Origin of the sequence: Methylobacterium sp. NMS14P (assembly GCF_028583545.1) — a bacterium.
Taxonomy (GTDB): Bacteria; Pseudomonadota; Alphaproteobacteria; order Rhizobiales; family Beijerinckiaceae; genus Methylobacterium.
In genome coordinates this window covers 4,348,085-4,371,985 of sequence record NZ_CP087106.1, presented here as the reverse complement: position 1 = coordinate 4,371,985, position 23,901 = coordinate 4,348,085, and the positions used below count along the sequence as shown (strand labels likewise).

At 73.2% G+C, this 23,901-nt stretch carries 20 protein-coding genes and 1 pseudogene; 10 read left to right on the top strand and 11 right to left on the bottom strand.

Annotated elements, in window-relative coordinates; translation table 11 throughout:
- Positions 1-63: 63 nt before the first annotated feature.
- On the bottom strand, positions 64-609 hold the full coding sequence (locus LOK46_RS20715) for a YqgE/AlgH family protein (RefSeq protein WP_273564652.1): 546 nt from the start codon (positions 607-609) through the stop codon (positions 64-66).
- Between the two features lie 435 nt (positions 610-1,044).
- On the opposite strand from LOK46_RS20715, the gene LOK46_RS20710 reads away from it, so the two are divergent.
- Positions 1,045-1,524: a peroxiredoxin gene (locus LOK46_RS20710; RefSeq protein WP_273564651.1), complete on the top strand. Its 480-nt coding sequence runs from the start codon at positions 1,045-1,047 to the stop codon at positions 1,522-1,524.
- 91 nt (positions 1,525-1,615) lie between these two features.
- On the top strand, positions 1,616-2,263 hold the full coding sequence (locus LOK46_RS20705; RefSeq protein WP_273560307.1) for a DedA family protein: 648 nt from the start codon (positions 1,616-1,618) through the stop codon (positions 2,261-2,263).
- 6 nt (positions 2,264-2,269) lie between these two features.
- On the opposite strand, the gene LOK46_RS20700 is transcribed toward LOK46_RS20705, so the two are convergent.
- Both LOK46_RS20700 and LOK46_RS20695 read right to left on the bottom strand, forming a co-directional pair.
- Positions 2,270-3,019, bottom strand: a complete 750-nt coding sequence (locus LOK46_RS20700; RefSeq protein WP_273560306.1) for a restriction endonuclease — start codon at positions 3,017-3,019, stop codon at positions 2,270-2,272.
- A 104-nt stretch (positions 3,020-3,123) separates the two neighbouring features.
- The gene (locus tag LOK46_RS20695) at positions 3,124-3,537 is read right to left on the bottom strand and encodes a MucR family transcriptional regulator (RefSeq protein ID WP_273560305.1); all 414 of its coding nucleotides are present in this window, start codon (positions 3,535-3,537) and stop codon (positions 3,124-3,126) included.
- Between the two features lie 401 nt (positions 3,538-3,938).
- On the opposite strand from LOK46_RS20695, the gene LOK46_RS20690 reads away from it, so the two are divergent.
- A complete protein-coding gene (locus tag LOK46_RS20690; RefSeq protein WP_273560304.1) occupies positions 3,939-6,614 on the top strand; it encodes a bifunctional acetate--CoA ligase family protein/GNAT family N-acetyltransferase in 2,676 nt (891 codons plus the stop codon).
- A gap of 368 nt (positions 6,615-6,982) precedes the next feature.
- On the opposite strand, the gene LOK46_RS20685 is transcribed toward LOK46_RS20690, so the two are convergent.
- Together LOK46_RS20685 and LOK46_RS20680 are read right to left on the bottom strand one after the other, a co-directional pair.
- Positions 6,983-7,516, bottom strand: a complete 534-nt coding sequence (locus LOK46_RS20685; protein ID WP_273560303.1) for a Dps family protein — start codon at positions 7,514-7,516, stop codon at positions 6,983-6,985.
- A gap of 135 nt (positions 7,517-7,651) precedes the next feature.
- Positions 7,652-9,499 (bottom strand): L,D-transpeptidase family protein, encoded by a 1,848-nt coding sequence (locus tag LOK46_RS20680; protein WP_273560302.1) that lies wholly within the window; start codon positions 9,497-9,499, stop codon positions 7,652-7,654.
- Between the two features lie 214 nt (positions 9,500-9,713).
- Between LOK46_RS20680 and LOK46_RS20675 the strand changes: the two genes are divergently transcribed.
- Positions 9,714-10,832, top strand: a complete 1,119-nt coding sequence (locus LOK46_RS20675; protein WP_273560301.1) for an acyltransferase family protein — start codon at positions 9,714-9,716, stop codon at positions 10,830-10,832.
- Here the strand turns inward: LOK46_RS20675 and LOK46_RS20670 are convergent.
- Positions 10,819-11,997 (bottom strand): endo-1,4-beta-xylanase, encoded by a 1,179-nt coding sequence (locus tag LOK46_RS20670; protein WP_273560300.1) that lies wholly within the window; start codon positions 11,995-11,997, stop codon positions 10,819-10,821. The two genes, LOK46_RS20675 and LOK46_RS20670, sit on opposite strands and share 14 nt — an antisense overlap.
- Positions 11,998-12,153: 156 nt before the next feature.
- Between LOK46_RS20670 and LOK46_RS20665 the strand changes: the two are divergent.
- Positions 12,154-12,702, top strand: a pseudogene (locus LOK46_RS20665) (SDR family NAD(P)-dependent oxidoreductase); the annotation flags it as partial.
- A gap of 443 nt (positions 12,703-13,145) precedes the next feature.
- Here the strand turns inward: LOK46_RS20665 and LOK46_RS20660 are convergent.
- Complete coding sequence (locus LOK46_RS20660) at positions 13,146-13,433, bottom strand: GIY-YIG nuclease family protein (RefSeq protein ID WP_273560298.1); 288 nt, start codon at positions 13,431-13,433, stop codon at positions 13,146-13,148.
- Positions 13,434-13,652: 219 nt separating this feature from the next.
- Here LOK46_RS20660 and zwf point away from each other — a divergent pair, with 219 nt between their 5' ends.
- Both zwf and LOK46_RS20650 read left to right on the top strand, forming a co-directional pair.
- Positions 13,653-15,125: a glucose-6-phosphate dehydrogenase gene (zwf, locus tag LOK46_RS20655; RefSeq protein ID WP_273560297.1), complete on the top strand. Its 1,473-nt coding sequence runs from the start codon at positions 13,653-13,655 to the stop codon at positions 15,123-15,125.
- A gap of 122 nt (positions 15,126-15,247) precedes the next feature.
- Positions 15,248-15,448, top strand: a complete 201-nt coding sequence (locus LOK46_RS20650; protein ID WP_273560296.1) for a hypothetical protein — start codon at positions 15,248-15,250, stop codon at positions 15,446-15,448.
- Positions 15,449-15,549: 101 nt separating this feature from the next.
- Here LOK46_RS20650 and LOK46_RS20645 read toward each other — a convergent pair whose 3' ends face one another.
- Complete coding sequence (locus LOK46_RS20645; protein WP_273560295.1) at positions 15,550-17,064, bottom strand: glucan biosynthesis protein; 1,515 nt, start codon at positions 17,062-17,064, stop codon at positions 15,550-15,552.
- 271 nt (positions 17,065-17,335) lie between these two features.
- Between LOK46_RS20645 and mdoH the strand changes: the two genes are divergently transcribed.
- Together mdoH and LOK46_RS20635 are read left to right on the top strand one after the other, a co-directional pair.
- The gene (gene mdoH, locus LOK46_RS20640) at positions 17,336-19,264 is read left to right on the top strand and encodes a glucans biosynthesis glucosyltransferase MdoH (RefSeq protein ID WP_273560294.1); all 1,929 of its coding nucleotides are present in this window, start codon (positions 17,336-17,338) and stop codon (positions 19,262-19,264) included.
- A 260-nt stretch (positions 19,265-19,524) separates the two neighbouring features.
- Positions 19,525-20,190, top strand: a complete 666-nt coding sequence (locus tag LOK46_RS20635; protein ID WP_273560293.1) for a L,D-transpeptidase — start codon at positions 19,525-19,527, stop codon at positions 20,188-20,190.
- A 54-nt stretch (positions 20,191-20,244) separates the two neighbouring features.
- Here the strand turns inward: LOK46_RS20635 and LOK46_RS20630 are convergent, their stop codons facing one another.
- Both LOK46_RS20630 and LOK46_RS20625 read right to left on the bottom strand, forming a co-directional pair.
- Complete coding sequence (locus LOK46_RS20630; protein WP_273560292.1) at positions 20,245-20,571, bottom strand: cupin domain-containing protein; 327 nt, start codon at positions 20,569-20,571, stop codon at positions 20,245-20,247.
- A gap of 210 nt (positions 20,572-20,781) precedes the next feature.
- A complete protein-coding gene (locus LOK46_RS20625; RefSeq protein ID WP_273560291.1) occupies positions 20,782-21,204 on the bottom strand; it encodes a DUF971 domain-containing protein in 423 nt (140 codons plus the stop codon).
- A gap of 81 nt (positions 21,205-21,285) precedes the next feature.
- On the opposite strand from LOK46_RS20625, the gene moaA reads away from it, so the two are divergent.
- On the top strand, positions 21,286-22,338 hold the full coding sequence (gene moaA, locus LOK46_RS20620; protein ID WP_273560290.1) for a GTP 3',8-cyclase MoaA: 1,053 nt from the start codon (positions 21,286-21,288) through the stop codon (positions 22,336-22,338).
- A 105-nt stretch (positions 22,339-22,443) separates the two neighbouring features.
- On the opposite strand, the gene radA is transcribed toward moaA, so the two are convergent.
- Positions 22,444-23,880, bottom strand: coding sequence for a DNA repair protein RadA (gene radA / locus LOK46_RS20615; RefSeq protein ID WP_273560289.1), 1,437 nt, complete (start codon positions 23,878-23,880; stop codon positions 22,444-22,446).
- Positions 23,881-23,901 lie beyond the last annotated feature (21 nt).

Below are 23,901 nucleotides of genomic sequence, written 5' to 3'. Positions count from 1 at the left end.
CGGCCCGCGCAGGATCGCCGGCGCGACCGGGGGCGGGTTCGAGGTTCCGGAGGCGCGGCCGGGTCAGGCCCGGCCGGCGGTCATCGACAGCATCGCCGGGTCGATGCCGTTGGCCCGCAGGGCGAGGTCGTACTTGGCGTCGAGGTCGGCGTTGAAGATCAGGGCCGGGTCGGCCGGGCAGTTGAGCCAGCCGTTGGCCATGATCTCGCTCTCCAGCTGCCCCGCCTGCCAGCCGGCGTAGCCGAGCGCCAGCACGGCGCTGGCCGGGCCGTCGCCGCTGGCGATGGCCCGGAGGATCTCCACGGTCGCGGTCAGGCAGATGCCGTCGTCGATGATCAGCGTCGACTGCTGGATGTGGAAATCGTCGCTGTGGAGCACGAAGCCGCGCCGTCCCTCCACCGGGCCGCCCATCAGGACCGGCATGTGGCCGACCCGCTCGCGCAGGCGAATCGCGTCCGCCTCGGGCGCCACGTCGAGCTGGACCAGGAGGTCCGGCATGCTGATGTCGGTCGCCGCCTTGTTGACGATGATGCCCATGGCCCCGTCGGCGGAATGGGCGCAGACGTAGATCACCGTGCGGGCGAAGCGCTCGTCGGCCATGCCGGGCATGGCCACGAGGAACTGCCCGTCGAGGAAGTGCGGGCCCGCCAGCTCCGTCCGGAGCGGCGACGATGCCGCCGATGAGGGGTCAGGCCTGCGGTGCGGAGGGTGCGCCATGGGGCCATGCTACGCCGCGCCCCTCCGTTGTCCAGCGGGCGAAAGGGACGCAGCGAGCCTGCCCCATGCTCGTGCGCGTCTCGATCTCTGTCCCACGATACCGGGGTCGGTCCGCGTCGCCGCCGGCGCGGTCGCAGCCGAGGCTCGACGGTCATGACGGCGGGAGCGGCGTTCCTCGGGGCCGGGGCAGCCTTCATCGAGCTGCTCGGGCCGCGAGGACGGTCCGAGCCGGAGCCGGCCGCATCCTCGACAGTCACCCCCTGCCACGCTAGGTCAGGCGCGCTGCTCACGCGCGCCATCCCAGCGCGCGACAACGAGGGACCCGCGATGATCCAGGTCGGCGACCACCTGCCCCAGGCCACCTTCCGGGTGATCGGCCCCGAGGGCCCGCTCGCGCGCACCACCGACGACGTGTTCAAGGGCCGGCGCGTGGTCCTGATCGGCGTGCCGGGCGCGTTCACCCCCAGCTGCCACCGCAACCACCTGCCGGGCTTCGTCACCCACAAGGACGAGATCCTCGGGCGGGGCATCGACGCCATCGCGGTGACGAGCGTCAACGACGTGTTCGTGCTCGACGCGTGGTCGAAGGCGAGCGGCGCCGAGGGGCTGGAATTCCTCGCCGACGGCAACGCCGATTTCGCCAAGGCCCTCGGCCTGGAGATGGACGGCACGGGTTTCGGCCTCGGGATGCGCTCGAAGCGCTACTCGATGGTGGTCGAGGACGGCGTCGTCCGGATCCTCAACGTCGAGGAGACGCCCTCGAAGGCGGAGGCCTCGGGCGCCGAGGCCCTGCTGAAAGTCCTCTGAGCGCGCCGCGCGCCGCAGATCGGCCCTTCAAAGGCCACGTTCCGTCCGCTTGTGTCCCCGGGCTTTGCCCGGAGACCGGCCCGAGGACCGCATGGCCTTCCTGAACGACCTGCCCATCGCCGACCTGATCGCGAATTACGGATATATCGCGATCTTCGTGATCATCACCCTCGAGAGCGCCGGCGTGCCGTGCCCGGGCGAGACGGTGCTGATCTCGGCCGCCGTCTACGCCGGCAGCACCGGCAACCTGAACATCGGCCTGGTCATCGCCGCGGCGGCGGCGGCGGCGGCGGCGATCCTGGGCGACAATGTCGGCTACTGGGCGGGGCGGCGCTGGGGCATGCCGCTGCTGCTGCGCTACGGCCACCTCATCGCCCTCGACCACGGGCGGCTCAAGCTCGGCCAGTACCTGTTCCGCCAGCACGGCGGGAAGATCGTGTTCTTCGGCCGCTTCACCGCGATGCTGCGCGCCTACGCGGCCCTGCTCGCCGGGGTGAACCGGCTGGACGCGCGCCGCTTCTTCGCCTTCAACGCCCTCGGCGGCATCGTCTGGGCCGGCAGCATGGGCATCGGCTCGTACTATTGCGGGCGCCAGATCGAGCACATCGTCGGTCCGGTGGGCCTGACCCTGCTGGCCCTGGTGGTGTTCGGCGGCCTGGCCCTGTGGCTGTTCGTGCGCCGCCACGAGGCGCGCCTGCTCAGCGAGGCGGAGATCGCCATCCCGGGCCCGCTCGCCTGAGGCGCCTCACGCCTCCGCGAGGTCGATCGCCGCGAGGGCGTCGTGGTGCAGCAGGAGCACGCCGGTGGCCGTGGCCAGCCGGCGCGCCGCCGGCGTGAAGCCGGCATTCGACACCACGGCGGCCCGGTCCCCGTCCCAGTAGCGCAGAGCGGCTGCGGCCTCTTGCACGGCGGCGTTGCCCACGGGCTTGCTCAGCCGCTTGCACTGCACGACGAGGCGCAGCCCGTCCCGCACCGCCACGATGTCGGCGCCCTGGTCGCCGCTCGCCGGCGTCCGGTGCGCCCGCCAGCCGGCCCGGACCAGGCGCTCGGCGCAGTAGCGCTCGTAGTCGAGCCCGTCGCCCGGCGCCTCGTCCTCCTCGGGGAGCGCGACGGCGGCCGCCTCGGCCTCGATGATCGCCAGCATCCGCGCGTGCTCCGCCTCGGCGAGGTCGGCGAAGCGGGAGCCGAGCTGCGGCAGGACGGTCCGCTCGAGGAAGTACGCCCGCTCGCGCAGCCAGCCGTCCTCGATCCAGTTGCCGTAGGGGTCGCTGTAGCTCTCCTGACGCCGCCGCAGCGCCAGCGTCTCGGCATGGACCCGGGCGATCCGGCGCACCCGGGCCCGGAACCGGCGCGGGCGCCCGAGATGCCGCAGCAGGACGAGCGCGAGGGCGAGCCCCGTCGCGGCGAGCGCCGGCCGGCCGTACCAGAGCCCGAACGGGAGGCCGATCACGGCCGTCCAGAACAGGCGTGCGACGAGGCTGGGCTTGCCGGGCATCGGGTCTCTGCGGCGCTGACGGGCCCCGGACCCTCGCAAGCGCGGCTTGCCCGATGCCTAACCCGGCGCCGAAAGCTGTGGACGCGGACGGGAGCGCCGCGCCGTCAGCCCTTCCGGCGCTGGTGGCCGAGGCCCATGCTCTTGGCGAGGCTGGACCGCGCCGCGGCGTAGTTCGGCGCCACCATCGGGTAGTCGGGCGGCAGGCCCCATTTCCCCCGATACTCCTCGGGCGTCAGGTTGTAGTGCGTCCGCAGGTGGCGCTTCAGCGACTTGAACTTCTTGCCGTCCTCCAGGCAGACGATGAAGTCGGGCTGGACCGAGCGCCGGACCGGCACGGCCGGCCGCAGCTCCTCCGTCGGCGGGGCGGACGGCTCGCCGAGCCCGTGCAGCGTCGCGTGGATGGCCGCGATCAGCCCGGGCAGTTCCGGCGCGGGGACCGGATTGTTGCTCACGAAGGCCGACACGATGTCGACGGACAGCGTGAGATAGTCCGGTTGCCCTTCACCCGTAGCGTCCATCCCATAACCTCCACTCGATCCCAGGCGGCCACCGACCACCGGCGCCGGCCGGAATCTGTCTCTGCTCGACCCGATACAGGGTAGTTAAGGGGCAGTTACTATGGTGGTGTGAATTTAATAGCAAGACCAATCCACACACGCCCACAAGTCCCGTCTTAGAGTGGATAAAGGGCGCTCGATATTGAACAAAAGGAGGTCTGGAGGCCTCGCTCGGGTAGGCCACACGATTTCCGGCCGGCGCGTGCCGAGCGGGCGTTGCAGGCGCGCCGGATCGCGCCATCTGGGAGGGCGGCGGGCGCCCGGGCGCCCGCCCGGACGGACGTGAGCGAGGGGACCAGATGCGTGCCGCCAGGAACGGCTTGCGGGACCTCATCCCGTGACGGCGCCGTGAGCCGCCGGTCGTGAGCACCTACCGGTTTGACAAGCTTCTGGCCCCCCGATCCATCGCGCTGGTGGGGGCGGTGGCGCGCGCGGGCTCGCTGGGGCGCAGCGTGCTCGACAGCCTGCGCGCCGCGGGCTTCCCCGGCGCGATCATGCCGGTCCAGTCCGATCAGGCGACCGTCGAGGGATTGCCCTGCGTGCCGCGGGTCGCGGACCTGCCCGCCGCCCCCGACCTCGTCCTGATCGCGGTGCCGCCGCCGAGCGTGCCCGAGGTCGTCGCGCAGGCCGCCGCGATCGGCGCCGGGGCGGCCGTGATCCTCACGGCGCGGCTCGGCTCCGGGCCGGAGGATCCCGGCCCGGTCGCCCACGGGATCGCCCGCGCCCACGGCCTGCGCCTGCTCGGGCCCGACAGCGCCGGCCTCGCGGTCCCGGGCGCCAGGCTCAACGCCAGCCTGTTCGCCCACGCGCCCGAGGCCGGCGACCTCGCCCTCGTCTCGCAATCCGGCACGGTCGCGGCCGCCATCGTCGCCTGGGGCGCCCGCCACGGCACGGGCTTCTCGGCGGTGCTGTCGCTCGGCAGCGTCCTCGACATCGGCGTGGCCGACTGCCTCGACCATTTCGCTGCCGATTACCGCACCCGCGCGATCCTGCTCTGCCTCGACCGGGTCGCGGATGCCCGCAGGTTCATGTCGGCCGCCCGCGCCGCCGCCCGGGCGAAGCCCGTCGTGGTCCTGCGGGCCGGCCGGCACCGGCCCGACACCCGCGCCGCCGTCACCCATACCGGTGCCCTGGCCCGCCCGGACGCGGTCTACGCGGCGGCGTTCCGGCGGGCCGGCCTGCTGGACGTGCCGGACCTCGACGCGATGTTCTCGGCCGTGGAGACCCTGGGGCGGCAGCGGCCGTTCCCCGGCCACCGGCTGGCGATCGTGTCGAACGGTCGCGGCATCGGCCTCCTCGCCGCGGACCGGCTGATCGAGCGGGCCGGGACCCTGGCGGCGCCCGCCGAGGCGGAGGGACGCGCGCCGGGCAACCCCCTCGATCTCGGCATCGACGCCGCCGGCCCGGCCTTCGCGGCCGCGCTCACGCCGCTGCTCACGGATCGGACGAGCGACGCCGTGCTGGCGATCCACGTGCCGACCGTCCGCTCGGAGGCGGGCGCGGTGGCCGAGGCCGTCGCCGCGACGGTCAAGGCCGCCCGCGCCGGCCAGACCCGCAAGAAGCCGGTCTTCGCGGTCACCCTGGGCGACGCGGAGGCGGCGCGCGAGACCTTCGCGCAGGCCGGGATCCCGCATTTCACCACCGATTCCGAGGCGATCGAGGGCTTCCTGCACCTCGTGCGCTACCGCGAGGCGCAGGACGACCTGATGCGCACGCCGGACTCGCTGCCGCGGGACTTCTCCCCCGACACGGCGCGGGCCCGCTCGATCGTCGCCGGCGCCCTGCGCCAGGGCGCCGCCTGGCTCGACCCGGTGGCGGTGAACGGTCTCCTGCAGGCCTACGGGATCCCGACCGTCCCGATCACGCTCGCCCCCGACACGGACGCCGCCGCGGCGGCCGCGTGGCCGATCATCGCGGCGGGCGGGACGGTGGCGCTGAAGGTCGTCTCGCCGGACATCGTGCACAAGTCGGACATCGGCGGCGTCCATCTCGACCTGACCAGCGAGGCCGACGTCGCGGAGGCCGCCCGCAGCATCCTGGCCCGCGCCCGCCGGGAGCGGCCCGACGCCCGGGTGACCGGCTTCGCGGTGCAGCCCATGGTCCGCCGCGGCCAGCGCCGGGAGCTGATCGCCGGGCTCGCCGAGGACGCGGTGTTCGGCCCGGTGGTGGTGTTCGGCCGGGGCGGGACCGCCGTGGAGGTGATCGACGACCGCGCCCTCGGCCTCCCGCCGCTGGACCTGACCCTGGCGCGCGACCTCATCGCCCGCACCCGGGTCGCGCGGCGCCTGGAGGCCTACCGCGACGTGCCGGCGGCGGACCTCGGGGCGATCGCGCTGACACTGGTGAAGCTGTCCCAGCTCGCCGCCGACCTGCCGCAGGTGCGCGAACTCGACGTCAACCCGCTCCTGGCCGACGAGACCGGCGTGCTGGCCCTCGACGCCCGGGTCCGGATCGGGCGCGCCGAGCGCGGCGCCCACGGCCGCGGCCACCCGCGCTTCGCGATCCGGCCCTATCCGGCCGAGTGGATCCGCACCCTCAACCTCAAGGACCGGACCGTGCGGGTGCGGCCCGTGCGCCCGGAGGACGAGGGCCTGTTCCTGAGCTTCTTCGAGGGCCTCGACCCGGAGGATCTGCGGCTGCGGTTCTTCGGGCCGGTGCGCGCGTTCAGCCACGCCTTCCTGGCCCGCCTCACGCAGCTCGACTACGCCCGCGCCATCGCGTTCGTGGCCACGGAGATCGAGGCGGGCGGCGGCGAGCGCATGCTCGGCGCGGTCCGGCTCCACGCCGACGCCAACCACGAGAGCGGCGAGTACGCGATCGCGGTGGGCCGCGACGCCCGGGGCACGGGCCTCGCCTTCGCGCTGATGCGCCTGATGATCGACTGGGCGCGGTCCGAGGGGATCGGGCGGGTCGAGGGCACGGTGCTGGCCGAGAACCGGCCGATGCTGGCGGTCTGCCGCCGCCTCGGCTTCGCGCAGGGGCGCGACCCCGACGACCCGGGCCTCGTGAAGGTGCACCTCGATCTCGCGGCGGGTTAGCGGCGGTCCGATCGCGGCCCGCGGACGCGTCGCGCGGCCGCGGGGTCGTCGCGGTCTCAAGAGCCGTTCCCGCTCGGATCGGACGGGGGGCGATCGCGCAACCCGTGCCGCACGAGGCGCGGGTCCCCGCTCCCGTGCGGGAGGGGGATCGCGCGGCTGTCTCGACCGGGATCGTCGTCCTTCCCAACCGTTGCGACGCGATCGGAAGCGGCTCTAGCCGTCGACGCGCACCGCCGCGCCGGGGCGACGCAGGCGGACTCGGAACCCAGGACCACGACGGGTGCCGGGCTTCCACGCCTCGGCGCGTCCGGATCCCAGGCTCCGCTGCAGGCTCCGCTGCGCGGCCCCGGGATGGCGCGAGGCGCGGCTCAGTGGCCGCTGTCGGTTGCGTCGCGGGTGGTCTCGTAGAGGAACCACGTCCGCTCCTCGGACTGGTCGATCCACTCCTCGAGCTGCGAGGTGGTCGCGACGTCGCCGGCCTCGTCGGTGACGCCGTGGAGCGTCCGCATGTTGGCGGTCAGGGCCTTGTTGTCGTCGCGCAGCTCCTTGAGCATGTCGAGGGGCGAGACGTACTCGGCGTCGTTGTCGGCCACGCGGGTCAGGCTCTTGGCCTGGCCGAGCGAGCGCAGGACCGTGCCGCCGATCTTGCGGGCGCGCTCGTTCACCGCGTCGATGATCTCGAAGATCTGGGCCGACTGCTCGTCCAGCAGGAGGTGGTAGTCGCGGAAATGGGGCCCGCTCATGTGCCAGTGGAAGTTCTTGGTCTTGATGTAGAGCGCGAACAGGTCCGAGCTCAGGATCGTCAGGCCCTCGGCGATCGTCCGGACGTCACTCGGATCGAGGTCGGTCGGGGTGTTCAGGCGCGCGCTCTCGATGCGGCTGCTGGGCTTGGCCTTGGCCATGGTCGTCTCCGTGCGATTCGGTAGCTCGGCGCGTCGCTCCGTCTCTCCGGGGAGGGGCAGATGCGCCTTCAGCGAGCCAATGACCGGTCCGCCGGGATGTTCCGGCGTGCCGAGAATCGCATGGCTGGGTTGGCTTTAGCGGATAGGTTCGACGGATTCCAAACTGCGGTGCTCGGCGGCGGGCCGGACCGGCGCCGGCTTTGCCGGTGCGGGCCTGACCGCTGCGGGCTTGGCCGCGGCAGCCCGCGCCGGGACCGGCTTCGCGTCGTGGGCGGCACCGGGCCGGGGCGCGGCCGGCGCCGCGGTGGTGGGGGCCGGCTTCGCGGCGCCGGCTTCCGCACCCGCCGCCGCGGGCGGGATCGCGCCGGTGGCGGCGGGCTCGGCAGCCGGCGTGTCGAGGTTGTAGATGTCGTCGCGGAAATGCGCCTTCCCGTCCGGCGTGGCGAAGCCGGTGAGGTACACGAAGGTCACCGGGATCGGCTTGGTGAGCTTGATGTCGCGGCGCTCGCCGTCGGCGATGCCGGTCTCGATCTCGATCGGGCCCCAGCTCGTGCCCGGCCCGTTGGGGCCGTCGGTGCCCTGCAGCAGCCAGCCGACGAGCTCCTTCACCTGTCCGACCCGGACGCAGCCGTGGCTGTGGAAGCGCACGCTCGCGGCGAAGAGCGACTTCGCCGGCGTATCATGCATGTAGACGGCAAAGCGATTCGGCATGTCGATCCGCACCTGGCCCAGCGAATTGTCGAAGCCGGAATCCTGGCGCAGCGTGTAGTTGACGGCCTTCTCGCCCGCCCAGTCGATCCGGGTCGGGTCGACCTCGCCCGCCGGGCCGAGGATCCGGATGTGGTTCTTGGCGAGATAGCCCGGGTTCCTGCGCATCTGCGGGATGATCTCGTTCTTCACCACCGAGGCCGGGACGGTCCAGGTCGGGTTGAAGTTGATGTCGGTGATCCGCGTCTCCACCGGCGGCGTCGCCTTGTCGGGTGAGCCGACCACCGCGACGTAGCGGCGCGCGACGGCGCCGTTCTCCACCGCCTCGACGGCGGCCGAGGGAATGTTGACGACGACGTAGCGCTCGCCGAACGGGAGTTTCGAGCCCATCAGCCGGGCCGCCGAGGCGGCGAGCTGACGCTGGCGCACCGCGGCCGGCACGTTGAGCGCGTTGATAGTGAGCCGGCCAAGGATGCCGCTGTCGGGCAGGCCGTGACGGGCCTGGAACGCCGCGGTCGCCGTCACCAGGGGCGGGTCGAGGCGGTCGTTCGGGGGCGCGTCCGCCGGCAGGTCGCCGGTGAGCGTCAGGTGGTGGCGCAGGGCGGGAATCGCCGGGTGGCGCTCGCCGGGCTTGAGGCGCGCGAGATCCTCCGGCAGCCGCTCCCAGCCGCCGGCCTCCGCGAAGGCCGCGTAGCGCTCGGCCGCCCGGAGCGTGTCGAGGAACGTCCGGGGCGTCAGCGTCGGGTTCGGGTCGGTGGAGACTTTGGCGTAGACCAGCGGCGCCGGCTCGCGGGATTTCCTGGCCGCCTCCTGAGGCTTGGCCTGCTGCGACTTGGTCTCCGACGGCTTGGTGTCCGACGGCTTGGTGTCCTGGGCCTTCGCGTCCTGAGCCTTGCCCTGCGCCGGGACAGGCTCCGGCACGGCCTCGGTCGCCCTGGTGTCGACCGGCTTGGCTTCGACGGGCTTGGCTTCGACCGGCTTGGTCTCGGCCCGCTTGGCGTCCGCCGCCCTGCCGGCCGCGCCCTTCGCCTCCGGTGCCCGGGGCTCCTGGCCCTTCGCGGCCTCGCCCGCGGCGGCAGCCGGCACCGCGACCGGCACGGCGACCGGCACGGCGACCGGCACGGCGAGCGGCGGCACCGGCGCGGGGTTGCCCTGCGCCGCGCCGGCCCCCTGCGCCAGGGCGGCGCCCGGCGCCCCGAGCAGGGCCAGCAGGGACAGGCCCGCACCCAGCGCGGCGTGCGGGCGGGCGTGACGGCGGGGCTGGACCGGGACCATACGCAACACTCCCGACGGCGCCCGTGGCCGGGCGATCGGGCGGGATCATGGACCGGCGTGGTTACCAATCTCCTCCGGCCTCCGCCGGGCTCGGAGAGCGGGATTCACCATGAGGACACTGGTCCAGCCGCTCAGCGTGCCGTGCGGATGTCGGTCCGCGCGAAAAGCGCGCTTATGCTGTGCCCCCACGCGCGCCGCGAGACCGACCTCCGCCATGCCGGAATCCGGATACCCGATCCCGAAGACGATGCCCTACCTGCCGCAGCTCGACGGGGTGCGGGCGCTCGCCATCCTGATCGTGTTCGCGGCCCATTGCGGCTACAGCCACGTGGTGCCGGGCGGCTTCGGCGTGACCGTCTTCTTCTTCCTCAGCGGCTACCTGATCACCACGCTCCTGCGGATCGAGCGGGCGCGGACCGGCACGGTGTCGCTCGGGGCCTTCTACCTCCGGCGGAGCCTGCGCATCCTGCCGCCGATGTACCTGACCCTGCTCGCCTCCGGCGCGCTCTACGCGGCGGGGTGGCTCGACTGGATGCAGGTCGCGCCGGCGGCGATCCTCGGGCAGGCGACCTTCCTGACGAACTATCCCGGCCTGTTCGGCACCGAGGCGGTGCTGCCGGTGCCGCTGTGGAGCCTCGCCATCGAGGAGCACTTCTACCTCGTCTTCCCGCTGGCCTTCGTGCTCTGGCTCGGGCGCCTGCGGCCGCGCCGCGCGGCCCTGGCCTGCCTGGGGCTCTGCGCGGCCGTCCTGGCGATCCGGTGCCTCAACGTCTGGCGGCTGCCGGATTACAGCCTGAACTACAGCTGGACTCACACCCGGATCGACGCGATCCTGTTCGGGTGCTGCCTCGGGCTGTGGAACAACCCGGTGGTCCCGGCCGACCGGGCGTGGCGCCCCGCGCCCTGGCACGTCGCCGCGAGCCTCGCGGTGATCCTCGGGACCCTGGCGGTCCGCGACCCCGCCTTCCGGGAGAGCCTGCGCTACACGCTCCAGAGCGCCGCCCTGTTCGTGCCCTTCGCGTACCTGCTGCACGGCGACGGGCCTCTGGTGAAGCTGCTGGCCAGCCGGCCGATGCGCCAGCTCGGGCTCTGGTCCTACAGCTTCTACCTCGCGCACATGACCGTGGTGGCCCTGGTGCTGCACCTGCGGCCCGGGCTGCACGGCGCCGGGCTGATGCTGGCGGCCTTCCCGGTGACGCTGGCGTGGTGCTGGGGGATGTACGGGCTCGTCGAGCGCCCCTGCGCGCGCCTCCGCCGCCGCCTCCTGGCGGACCGGCCGCCGGAGCGGAGCCTGGCCGAGGACGGCCGCCGGGCCGGGGTCACGCCCGCCTGAGCCTGTCGCGGGCGGCCCTGTGGTCCGGCGCGGCCGCGAAGGCCGCCTTCATGGCGTGCCACAGGGGCTTGCGCCCGAACTGCGCGTCGAGCGGCAGCGCCCGCTGCGGCAGGCCGTCGGGCCGCTTGCGGTAGGGGTGGTCGTTCAGCCACGTGTCCGGGTCGTAGATGTCCCAGGTCAGCACGTCGAGGCAGGCGGGCTCGTCCAGCACCACGTCGAGGTAGCGCCGGGCGTAGTCGGCCACCATCCGGTCACGGGTCGCCACGTCGGACGGGAAGGCGCGGTCGTCGATGTCGAGCTCGGTGATCTCGATGCCGAGGCCCATCTGGCCGATCTCCCGCAGGAAGCGCCGCAGCTGGCCCTGGTCGATCGGGATCGTGCTGGTGAGGTGCGACTGGAGCCCGAAGCGCCGGATCGGCACGCCGCGGGACCGCATCGCCTCCAGGCGGCGCAGGACCTTGGTGCGCTTGGCCTCCATCCAGGGCACGCCCTGCTCCACCGCGTCCTCGTTCCACGTGCCGGCGGCCGCGGGGTCGGTCTCGTGCAGGATCCGGAAGGCGAGGTCGACGTAGCCGGGGCCGATCGAGGCGAGCCAGGGGGAGTCGCGCAGGCCGCCGCCGCGGTCGGGATCGGCCTCGTTGCCGAGGATCTCGTTGACCACGTCCCAGGCGACGATCTGGCCCCGGTAATGGCCCGCCACCGTCTCGATCCAGCGCCGCATGAAGTCCTCGGCCTGGACGGCGCTCGCCCGGCCGAGCAGGGGCCCGACCCAGGGCGGCAGCGCCGCGTGCCAGACGAGCGTGTGGCCGCGCATGCGCTGGCCGTTTCCCCTCGCGAAGCGCAGGATCGCGTCACCGCGGGCGAAGTCGGTCTTGCCGGGCGCCGGCAGGACCTCCTCCATCTTCATCTCGGTGCCGCAGACGAGGATGCCGCATTCCCGCGCCACCGCCTGCCGGTAGGCGGGCGTCGCGTCGAAGCGGTGGAACGGCACCTCGCAGCCGTACGTCAGGCCCTTGGCGGCCGCGGCGGCCTGGAGGCTGTCGCCCGACCAGGACGGCCGCCCCAGGGGCCCGAACCCCGCCGGGCCGGCCGCGCGCGCCGCGCCGGCGAGGCCGAGGGTGGCCGCGCCGGCGAGGATCGACCGGCGGCTCGGGGGAGGGGGCATCCGCGTGCTTCGTTCCGAGAAGGGGGCCGCACCCTAGCAGATGCCGCCGCGGCGGCGATCCGCTGGTTCTGCCGGGGCCGCGCGGGATCGCGGCGCGAACTCGCCTTCCGCCCGGGGCGCCCCATCTGAGGGGCGCCAGTCAGCCGAGGATCCGTCATGAGCCAGCACCCCGCGGTCAGCCCGGGCCGCAGCGCGGTCGTCACCGGCGCCGCGAGCGGCATCGGGCTCGCCGCCGCGCAGGCCTTCGCCCGGGCCGGCATGAACGTCTGGCTCGCCGACCTGCCGGGGCCGGCCCTGGACGCGGCCCGGGCCGCCGTCGCCGAACTCGCCGCCGTCGAGGTGCGCGCCGTGCCCACCGACGTGTCGGACCGGGGCGCCGTGGAGGCCCTGGCGGCCGCCGTCGCCAAGAGCGGGCCGCCCGCCCTGGTGATGCTGAATGCCGGGATCGAGGCCGGCGGGAAGCTGTTCTCCGACGCCGACACCTGGGCGCGGATCCTGGACACCAACCTCGGCGGCGTGGTCAACGGCATCCACGCCTTCGCGCCCGGCATGATCGAGGGCGGCAAGCTCGGGGCGATCGTCGTCACCGGCTCGAAGCAGGGCATCACCACGCCGCCGGGCAACGCGCCCTACAACGTCTCGAAGGCGGGTGTGAAGGCGGTCACCGAGGCGCTCGCCCACGAGCTGCGCAACCGGGAGGGCTGCCACACCACGGCCCACCTGCTGATCCCGGGCTTCGTCTACACCGGGCTCACCAAGGCCCGCGGCGTCGCCGAGAAGCCCGCGGGCGCCTGGACGCCCGACGAGACCGTGGCCTTCCTGCTGGAGCGGCTCGCGGCCGGCGACTTCTACATCCTCTGCCCCGACAACGAGACGACCCGCGCCCAGGACGCGAAGCGGATCGCCTGGGCGTCCGGCGACATCGTCGAGAACCGGCCCGCCCTCTCGCGCTGGCATCCGGACCACGCCGAGGCGTTCAAGCGGTACATGGAGGGCTGACCCGCGCGGCCTCGCGCTGCCCTGGGTCCCTTCGCTCCGCTCGCGAGGACGAAGTGTGTGACGGCGGCCTAATGGGCCGCCATAATCCGGACAACGCCGTCCTTGCGAGCGCAGCGAAGCGATCCAGGGATCCGCGACGCCGGACCCGTTCACGCGAGATCGGGATACAGGTCGTTCCAGTCCGGGTTCATCGCCTCGATCAGCGCGAGTTTCTTCTTCCGTGAGCCCGCCTTGATCCGCTTCTCGCGGGTGATGGCTTCGGCCATGGTCGGGTATGGCTCGTACCAGACCAGGCGCTTGCAAGCGTGGCGGCTCGTGAAACCGGGAAGCATCGCCTCCCGGTGCTCGTAGACCCGCCTGGCGAGATTCGCGGTCACGCCCGTGTAGAGCGTGCCGTTGCGGCGGCTCGCCATGATGTAGACGGCCGGCTCGCGCATCGTGCTGTCCTTCGGCGCCGCCGCGCTGCCCTGGGTTGCTTCGCTGCGCTCGCAAGGACGGAGCGTGGCAGCGTGGACTTGCTCGGACCTGTCCCAGCCGCCCCCTGAACCAGACAGCGCTGGCCTGCGCCCCTCGTCTGGCGAAGCCCTTGCACACGGGCTAGGTCAGTGCGACGCAGCCGCCGCACGAGACCAGCGCACGACACCCGGGAGCCGCACTTGGCCACGATCATCCCCGTCGCTTCCTTCGACTGCGTCGTGTTCGGCGCGACCGGCGATCTGACCGCGCGGAAGCTCCTGCCGGCCCTGTTCTACCGATTCCGCGACGGCCAGATCCCCGAGACCAGCCGGATCATCGGCGCCTCGCGCTCGGAACTGTCCCTCGACGCCTTCCGCGAGCACGCCCGCGACGCGCTCAAGCGCTTCGTGCCGGCGTCCGACCTGTCCGACGACATGCTCAACCGCTTCCTCGACCACGTCGACTACGTCGCGGTCGACGGTGCCGGCGACAGCGGCTGGACCGACCTCGTCGCCAAGCTCGACGAGCGGCCCGACCAGGTCCGGCCCTACTACCTCGCCACCTCGCCCGACCTCTACGGCTCGATCTGCCGCAACCTCGCCGCCCACGGGCTCGTCGGCGAGAAGTCCCGCGTCGTGCTGGAAAAGCCGATCGGCAAGGACCTGAAATCGGCCAAGGCGATCAACGACGCGGTCGGCGAGGTCTTCCCCGAGTCGCAGATCTTCCGGATCGACCACTATCTGGGCAAGGAGACGGTCCAGAACCTGCTCTCGCTCCGCTTCGCCAACACGATCTTCGAGCGGCTCTGGACCTCGGACGTGATCGACCACGTCCAGATCACCGTCGCCGAGACGGTGGGGGTCGAGGGCCGGGCCGGCTACTACGACACGTCGGGCGCGATGCGCGACATGCTGCAGAACCACATCCTGCAGCTGCTCTGCCTGACCGCCATGGAGAGCCCGCTCAATCTCGAGGCGAACTCGGTCCGCGACGAGAAGCTGAAGGTCCTGCGCGCCCTCAAGCCGATCACGGCCCACGACGTGCAGGCGGTCACCGTGCGCGGCCAGTACGTGGCGGGCGCCGTCGACGGCAAGCCGGTCGAGGGCTACCTCGCCGAGCTCGGCCACGAGAGCCGGACCGAGACCTTCGTGGCCATGAAGGTCGAGATCCAGTCCGGGCGCTGGGCGGGCGTGCCGTTCTACCTGCGCACCGGCAAGCGCCTGCCCCAGAAGCTCTCCGAGATCGTGGTGCAGTTCCGCGCCTCGCCGTTCTCGATCTTCCCCGAGGAGGCCTTCGGCCGCGAGCCGAACCGCCTCGTGATCCGCCTGCAGCCGCAGGAGGGCATGAAGCTCGAGGTGATGACCAAGGATCCCGGCCCCGGCGGCCTGCGCCTGCGCCCGACCGACCTCGACATCTCCTTCGAGGAGACCTTCAAGCAGCGCTACCCCGACGCCTACGAGCGCCTGCTGATGGACGTGGTCCGCGGCAACGCGACGCTGTTCATGCGCCGCGACGAGGTCGAGGCCGCCTGGGCCTGGGCGGACGGCGTGCTCAAGGCCTGGGCCGACCGGCCCGAGGCGCCGCGGCCCTACCCGGCCGGGAGCTGGGGGCCGACTGCCGCCATCGCGCTGATCGAGCGCGACGGCCGGACCTGGCACGAGGAGCTGCGGTAGGGACGTTCGGCGGCCCACGGCCAAGCTGCCTTGATGCGGTCAAGCCGGATGTGAAATCTGTCGGCGCTGCCGGATACCGCCCCGCCAGAGGGCGGCGACGGCGCAGCACGAGGGATCATCACATGCTGGACAATCATCGGGACGTGGCCGTCCAGGCCGAGCGTCGCCTGGAGCGTTCGGTCGCCGCCGCCCTGCGCGTCATCGCGGCCGCCCATGTCGAGCGGCAGGCCCCGCCGGTCTCCGCGGCCCGCCGCCGCCTCAGCGAGGTCTACGGCGCCACCCGCCTGGCTCGCCGCCTGGAGCAGGAGCAGCGCACGGCCTGAGACACGCCGTCCTTGCGAGCGCAGCGAAGCAATCCAGCGGCGCCACGTTCATCCAGGTCGCGCTGCCCTGGGTCGCTTCGCTCCGCTCGCGATGACGGAGCCTACACGGCGGCGTCCCAGGTCTCGCTGAGGGGGATCGTCCCGCGGACCAGCCGGGCGCGCAGCACGACGTCGCCCGGCGGCACCGGCTCCGGCGGGCGCCACTCGACGTAGATCCGCCAGCCGCCGGTCTGCGGCACGAAGTTGGCCACCGGCTCGTGCAGCGTGCCGGCGCTGGCCGAGACCTCCGCGGCGACCGCCTCGTCGGGACCCTTCGGCAGGCCCGGACCCTCGAAGTCGATCACGCAGAGCCGCCGCCGCGGGTCGGGCGGGTTCGACGGGCGCAGGCGCTCCGCCGAGCCGAGCCGCGTCGACGTCACCCGGGCGAGGGCGGCCTCCGGGATCGCCGGCACGGGCTCGGCCCCCACCGTGGTCAGGCCGTAGGCGACGTGCAGCGGCGCGCCGGGCTGGGCCGGGGCCGCCGGCACGAAGGCCGCCACGATGTTGTCCATGTACTCCTCGCCCGACGGGATCTCGAAGAGCTGTACGGCGCCGTCCGCGAAGGCGCCCCCGGCGGAATCCGGCGCCACCCACAGGCCCGGCCGCGCCTCGTGGCGCGCCTCCACGTCGAGGTAGGCCGCGAAGCTCCGCTCCCGCTGCAGCAGCCCGAAGCCGGCGAGCGGCCGGGCCGCGAAGGCGGAGATCTGCGGCTGCGCGCGCCCGTTGACCAGGGGGCGCCAGATCCGGTCGATCCGTGCCGGGTCGCTCCCGGCCGCGACGCAAAGCCCGTCGGAATCGTGCACCTGGGGCCGGAAATCGTCGAAGGGCTTGGCGCCCCGCGCCCCGGGCCCGTTCTGGCCGTACAGGAACATGCTGGTGAGCGGCGCCAGCCCGAGCTTCGGGAGCGCCCGGCGCGGGTGGAGCGCCGCCGTGACGGCGATCCGGGCCGGATCGCCGGGCGCGATCGCGAACCGGTAGGCGCCGGCCACGCTCGGGCTGTCGAGCAGCGAGAGCACCGTGAGCGTGCGCGCCTCCGGCTCCGGCTCGCAGATCCAGTGGGCCACGAAGTCGGGAAATTCCTCGCCTTCCGGCGCGCCGGTGCCGATGGCGAGCCCCCGGGCCGAGAGCCCGTACTCCTGGTTGGCCGCGCGCAGGCGGAAATAGGAGGCGCCCAGGAAGACGAGGAACTCCTCCTGGAAGCCCTTCGGCCGCCAGGCCGGCATGTCCGGGAAGGCGTAGTGCAGGCGGAAGCCCGCGAAGCCGAGATCCGGCGCGAAGCTCTGGCCGGCGAGCCGCGCGCCCAGGTCGAACAGCCGCGTGTCGTAGGGGATCGGGCGCGCGGGCCCGCGGAGCGGCTGGAGGTGGAGCGCCACGCGCCGGCGCTGCAGGAAGCCGCGGTGGAACAGCTGGGCGCTGAAATGCGCGCCGAGCCGCAGGCCGGCGTCCGGCCGGAAGGTGATCGCCCGGTAGCCGTCGTAGTCGAGGGCGGCGAGCGCCGGCGGCAGGTCCTCGGCGGGCGGGGCGTAGGGCGCGGCGGCGCGGCGCGCCGCCTCGGCCGAGAGAGTCTCGAAGGTCATCGCGCCGTCCTGCGGCGGAAGCGCCGGCCCGGCCCACGTTCTGGACCCATTCAGATCAGTCGCGCTAGGTAGAACCGTGCCGGCAGCCGCGGCCAGGACTGTTCGAAGAACGCGGCGCCGGGAGGGGGGATTGATCCGTTCGGCTTCCGGCGGCCTTGGCTGCCGGGTCGGCTCCGTATCCTCACCCCGCACATCGGTGTCCACGGTCATCGGTTCCCGGCCCCGGACGGCCGGGCGGCCGGCAGCCTTCCACGGTCGAGTTCCTCGCGCCATGTCGTCACGCGTCACCTCCTCCGCCGAGCGGTCGCACCGGAACGCGGCTCCCGCCATACCGGATCCGTCGGAGAGCGCATCCTGCCGCGAGGTCTGGACCGGCGCGCCGCGCGGCGCCCTGCGCCCCCGGCGCCTCGCCCTGGCCATCCCGAGCCTCGCCACCGCCGGCGGCCTCGCGTGGCTCGCCGCGCTCGCCTACCCGGCGGGCGTCAGCCCGCTGGCCTGGGCGGTCCTGGTGCTGTTCGGCCTCGTGATGGGCTGGCAGGCGTTCGTCGCCTGCCAGTACGTCTACGGGTTCGTCGCGACCCTCCTGGGCGACCGGGCGAGATCCGCGCTGGAGCGCCGCTCCGAGCAGGCGGGCGCCGGCCCGGACGGGGCCGGACGCACCGCCGCCGTGGTGGCGATCCACGCCGAGGACGCGGTCGCGGTCTTCGCCCGCCTGCGGGTGATGGCCCGGTCGCTCGCCCGCGCCGAGGCGCGGGGCATCGACATCTTCGTCCTCTCCGACACCCGGGACGGCGCGATCGCCGCCGTCGAGGAGCACGAGTACGCCCGCATCCAGGCCTGGGCGGCGTCCGACCCGGCGCTGCCGCGGATCCGCTACCGGCGCCGGACGGAGAATGTCGGCCGCAAGGCCGGCAATATCGGCGAGTTCTGCCGCACCTACGGCGGCGAGTACGCGTTCATGATCGTGCTGGACGCCGACAGCCTGATGACCGGCGCGGCCATGGGCCGGCTCGTCGGGCTGATGCAGGCGAGCCCGCGCACCGGCCTGATCCAGACCGTCTCGTACGCGGCCGGCCGCGACACGCTCTTCGCCCGCATCCAGCAATTCGCCGTCCGGCTCTACGCGCCGCTGGCCCTGCGCTGCCTGGAGACCTGGCAGGGCCCGGAGGGCAGCTACTGGGGCCACAACGCCATCCTGCGGGTCGAGGCCTTCGCGGAGAACGCGCAGCTCCCGAAGCTGCCGGGCCGGGAGCCGCTCGGCGGCGAGATCCTGTGCCACGACATCGTCGAGGGCGCGCTGATGGTGCGCGCCGGCTGGGAGGTGCGGCTGCTGCCCGAGATGGGCGGCACCTGGGAGGAGATGCCCACCAACCTCGTCGACCTGCTCGGCCGCGAGCGCCGCTGGTGCCAGGGCAACCTCCAGCACCTGCGGGTGCTGCCCTGGGCGGGCCTGCGCGCGGCGAGCCGCTGGCACCTCCTCGTCGGCATCCTCTCCTACGGGATGCTGCCGCTCTGGATCGCGTTCCTGGGCCTCGCCGCGTGGCAGGCCGCCCGGACCGGCGATCTCGGCCTCCTGGCCTACGGGCTGACCGGTCAGGGCGCCGCCGCCCACGCGCTCGCCGCCCTCAGCGTCGCCGTGCTGGCGCTGCCGAAGCTCCTGAGTCTCGGCCACGTCCTCGCCTCGCCGGAGCGCCGGGCGGCCTTCGGCGGCGCGCGGGCCCTGCTCGCGAGCGCCGCCCTGGAACAGGCGGTGTGGGTGATCCTGTGGCCGGTCCTGACCCTGTTCACCGCCGGCGCCGTGGTCTCGACCTTCTTCGGCCGGGTGGTCCGCTGGGACACGCAGGACCGGGACGACCGGCAGGTGTCCTGGGCGGAGGCCTTCCGGCTCCAGGCCGACGCCGTGGTGGTCGGCGCGCTGATGGTGCTCGCCCTGGTGCTCGTCGGGAACCCGTGGCTCGCCCTCTGGCTGGCGCCCGTGGCCCTGGCGCTCCTCACGAGCCCGGCCCAGAGCGTCTGGACCAGCCGGGCCGATCTCGGCCGCGCCGCCCGGGCGCGGGGCCTGTTCCTGAACGCCGACGACACCGCGCAGGCGCCGGAACTCGCCGAGCTCGCCCAGCTGCGCGGCCTGCCCGCCGCGCCGGCCCCGCTCCGCCCGGCGCCGCGCGAGCCGGCCATCTGGCTCGCCGCCGACGAGGCCTGACGCGGCCCCGCGCCGCCCGTCCGGGGCGGCGCGGGCGCGGGCCGCGGACGCCGGGACCGGCGCCGTTCATCCCGGCCCTTACGGCCAAGCTGCCACAGTGTTGCCATCGAGTCACGGGCGGGCGGAACCGCCCGGGCGGGGCGGTTTCAGGCTTGGATTTGAGGCGCGAGCGTTTACCCCTTGGCGAGGATCGGCACGGCATCGTGCCGCGGTCTTCGCCGCGTTCCCGCCATAGTCCGCGCCTGCCCCGAGAGGCTTTGATGCGTCGTTTTCTCCCCGCCCTGATCGGGCTTCTCGGCGCGGCCGCCTGCGCCGCGCCGGCACTGGCCTACGAGATCGACCCGCTGACCCGCCAGCCGCTGAACGACGCGCTCACCGTGCGCGTCCGCCCGCAGGCCGTCGAGACCGTCGCGGTGCCGGTGGCCAACGCCGCCCTGAACCCCGCCGACCCGCTGAGCGCCGACGCGGCGGTCCCGCAGATGTCGGCGATCCCGCGCGAGACGGTGGCGTATAACGGCCCCTACGGCGCCGGCACGATCGTCGTCTCCACGGCCGAGCGGCGGCTGTACTACGTGATGGGCGGCGGCCAGGCCCTGCGCTACGGCGTCGGCGTCGGCCGGCCGGGCTTCACCTGGGGCGGCGTGCAGACCATCACGATGAAGCGCGAGTGGCCGGATTGGCGCCCGCCGTCGACCATGCTGAAGCGCCGGCCCGACCTGCCGCGCTACATGAAGGGCGGTCTCGAGAACCCGCTCGGCGCCCGCGCCATGTATCTCGGCGGCTCGATCTACCGCATCCACGGCTCCAACGAGCCGGAGACCATCGGGACGGCCGTCTCGTCGGGCTGCATCCGCATGACCAACGACGACGTGACGGACCTGTACACCCGCGCCAAGGTCGGCACGAAGGTCATCGTCCAGCGCTGATCTTCCTCGGGACTGTTCGGGGGAGGGCCGGCCGCGAGGTCGGCCCTTCCGCGTTCAGGCCGCCGGCAGCGTGACCAGGGCGTCCGGACGCTTCACCTCGATCTCGATGAACGCGATCGGGTGTTCGGACCCGTTCATCACGTCGTGCCGGATGCCCGCGGGACGCATGTAGGATTGCCCGGCCGCGAGCGCCGTCTCGCTGACCACCGCGCCGTCGTGGACGCGCAGGATCCCGTCCACCAGCATCACCACGAAGTACGGCCAGCCGTGCTCGTGCCAGCCGGTCACGCCGCCGGGCGGGAAGTCCCAGCGGGTGATGCGCACGGCGGCGTCGTCCTGCTGGATCGTGGGCGTGGCGGGAATGGTGCAGGCGAAGGCCATGGCGGCTCCGAAGGTGATGGGCTGACGGGTGCGCGATGCAAGCCGCCGGCCTTCTCCGCGACTCCGCTCGGCCCCGCCGTCATCGCGAGCGCAGCGAAGCGACCCAGGGATGCGCGAGGCAGGAAGACTGGGTGCTGCCCTGGATCGCTTCGCTCCGCTCGCAAGGACGATGCTCAGGGCTAGCGCCAGGGTAAGCGAGAGCGGCTGCCCTCAGTGGCAGCCGCACGAGCCCGACCCGCAGCCCCCGCCCTGCTTCACCGGGGCGGTGCGCGCGGTCTCGCGGTCCAGGCCGCGCTCGGCGAGCTCGCCGAGATAGGTGTTCCAGCGCGTCTCGTACTCGCGGCCCAGGGTGTGGAGGTAGCCCCAGCCGTAGATGCCGGTGTCGTGCATGTCGTCGAAGCCGAGCTTCACCGCGTAGTTGCCGATCGGCTCCACCGCCAGGATCGCCACGGCGCGCTTGCCGCCGATCACCTTGCGCTCCTGCGGCGAGTGGCCCTGCACCTCGGCCGAGGGGCTCGACACCCGCAGGTACTCGGCCGGCAGGGCGTAGCGCGCGCCGTCCTCGAAGGCGACGTTGAGCACCCGCCGGTCGGCCGACAGGCGGATCTCGGTCGGCCACAGATCCTCGGTCACGGGTCACACTCCTCACGCAATCTGGGGCTGCGTCGCGGGACCTGCTTGCCCGCGACCGCCGGTGGCATCATATGCCGGACGATGCTCGATGACAGCTCCCTGACGCCGCAGACGTTTGCTCTCGGCGCGCCCGCCGGGCCCGCGCCGCTGATCGACCCGTTCCAGCGGGCGATCTCGTACCTGCGCATCTCGGTGACGGATCGCTGCGACCTGCGCTGCGCCTACTGCATGTCCGAGCACATGGAGTTCCTGCCCAAGCGCGACCTGCTGACCCTGGAGGAGCTGGACCGGCTCTGCGGCGTGTTCATCGCCCGGGGCGTGCGCAAGCTCCGGATCACCGGCGGCGAGCCGCTGGTGCGCCGGGACATCATGCACCTGTTCCGGAGACTCTCGCGCCACCTCGATTCGGGGGCGCTGGAGGAGCTGACGCTCACGACCAACGGCACGCAGCTCACGCGCTACGCCGACGAGCTGGCGAGCCTCGGGGTGCGCCGGATCAACGTCTCGCTCGACACCCTCGACCCGGACAAGTTCCGGGAGATCACCCGGCGCGGCGACCTCAAGGTGGTGCTCGACGGCATCGCGGCGGCGCGGGCCGCCGGGATGAAGGTGAAGATCAACGCGGTGGCGCTCCGCGACGTCAACGCCGACGAGATCCCCAGCATGATCGCCTGGGCGCACGGCCTCGGCATGGACATGACGCTGATCGAGGTGATGCCGCTCGGCGAGATCGAGGCCGACCGGACCGACCAGTTCCTGCCCCTGTCGGTCGCCCGGCAGCGCCTGGAGACCCGCTACACCCTCACGCCGCTGCCCGACCGCACCGGCGGCCCGGCGCGCTACGTGCGCGTCGAGGAGACCGGCGGGAAGCTCGGCTTCATCACACCGCTGACCCATAATTTCTGCGAGAGCTGCAATCGCGTGCGCCTGACCTGCACCGGCCAGCTCTACATGTGCCTGGGCCAGGAGGACTCGGCCGACCTGCGCGCGGTCCTGCGCGCCTCCCAGGACGACGCGGTTCTGGCCGCGGCGGTGGTCGAGGCGATCACCCGCAAGCCCAAGGGCCACGACTTCGTCATCGAGCGCCAGCGCCCGGCCGCCGTGCCGCGGCACATGAGCGTGACGGGCGGTTAGCCCCGCCGTCTTTGCGAGCGGAGCGAAGCAACCCAGGGCAGCGGGCCGTGACCAAAGGTGGCGCATCCCTGGATTGCTTCGCCGCGCTCGCAAAGACGGGAGCGCTCACATCTCCTCGTCGGCGTAGCGGGCCTGTTGCCGCCCGCGCTGGCCGGATCCCCGCCGGGGCGCGCCCGCGCTGATTCCCGCCACCAGGTCGGCGATGTGGCGCAGCGTCTCCACCGCCAGCGCCTTCTCGCCCTCGCCGCGGCCCTGCGGGATCAGCGCCTTGGCGAAGCCGAGTTTCTGGGCCTCCTTCAACCGCGATCCCGCCTGTGCCACCGGCCGGATCGCGCCGGAGAGCCCGATCTCGCCGAAATAGACCGTCTCGGGCGGCAGCACCGCGCCAGACAGAGACGAGACCAGGGCGGCGGCGACCGCGAGGTCGGCCGCCGGCTCGGTGATGCGCAGGCCGCCGGCCACGTTCAGGTAGACGTCGTGGCTGCCGAGCCGGATGCCGCCGTGGGCCTCCAGCACGGCGAGCACCATCGACAGCCGGTTCGGGTCCCAGCCGACCACGGCGCGCCGCGGCATGCCCAGCGAGGAGGGCGCGACGAGTGCCTGGATCTCCACCAGCAGCGGCCGCGTCCCCTCCATGCCGGCGAAGACCGCGGTGCCCGCCGCCTGATGGTCGCGGCCCGCCAGGAACAGGGCCGACGGGTTCGGCACCTCGCTGAGGCCCGCGTCGGTCATCTCGAACACGCCGATCTCGTCGGTCGGCCCGAACCGGTTCTTCACGGCGCGCAGGATGCGGAAATGGTGGCCCTGGTCGCCCTCGAAGGAGGCGACCGCGTCGACCATGTGCTCCACCACGCGGGGGCCGGCGATCTGCCCGTCCTTGGTGACGTGGCCGACCAGGATCACCGCCGTGCCGGTGGTCTTGGCGAAGCGGATCAACGCCTGCGCGGAGGAGCGCACCTGCGTGACCGTGCCAGGGGCCGATTCCACCGTCTCGGTCCACATGGTCTGGATCGAGTCGATGATGGCGAGCGCGGGCGGGCGCCCCTGGCTCAGGGTCTCGACGATGTCCTCGACGTTGGTCTCTGCGGCGAGCTGGACCGGGCGGGCGCTCAGGCCCAGCCGCTCGGCCCGCAGGCGCACCTGCCCGACCGCCTCCTCGCCCGAGATGTAGGCGACCCGCTCGCCCGTGCCCGCCATGGCGGCGGAGGCCTGCATCAGCAGGGTCGACTTGCCGATGCCGGGATCGCCGCCGAGCAGGATCACCGAGCCGCGCACGAAGCCGCCGCCGGTCACCCGGTCGAGCTCGCCGATCCCCGAGGGGATGCGCGGCGCCTCCTTGGCCTCGCCGGTCAGGCCCTCGAGGGGGAAGACCCGGCCGCGGTTGCGTGACGGCCGGGTCGCGGCCGGGCCGGACTGGCCGGGGGCCGAGGGCGCCTCCTCGACGATCGTGTTCCAGCCGTTGCAGGCCTCGCAGCGCCCGCGCCAGCGGTTGTAGACCGCCCCGCAGGACTGGCAGACGAAGGTCTGGTGGATCTTGGCCATTCGAGTCCGGGCGCCGGCCGT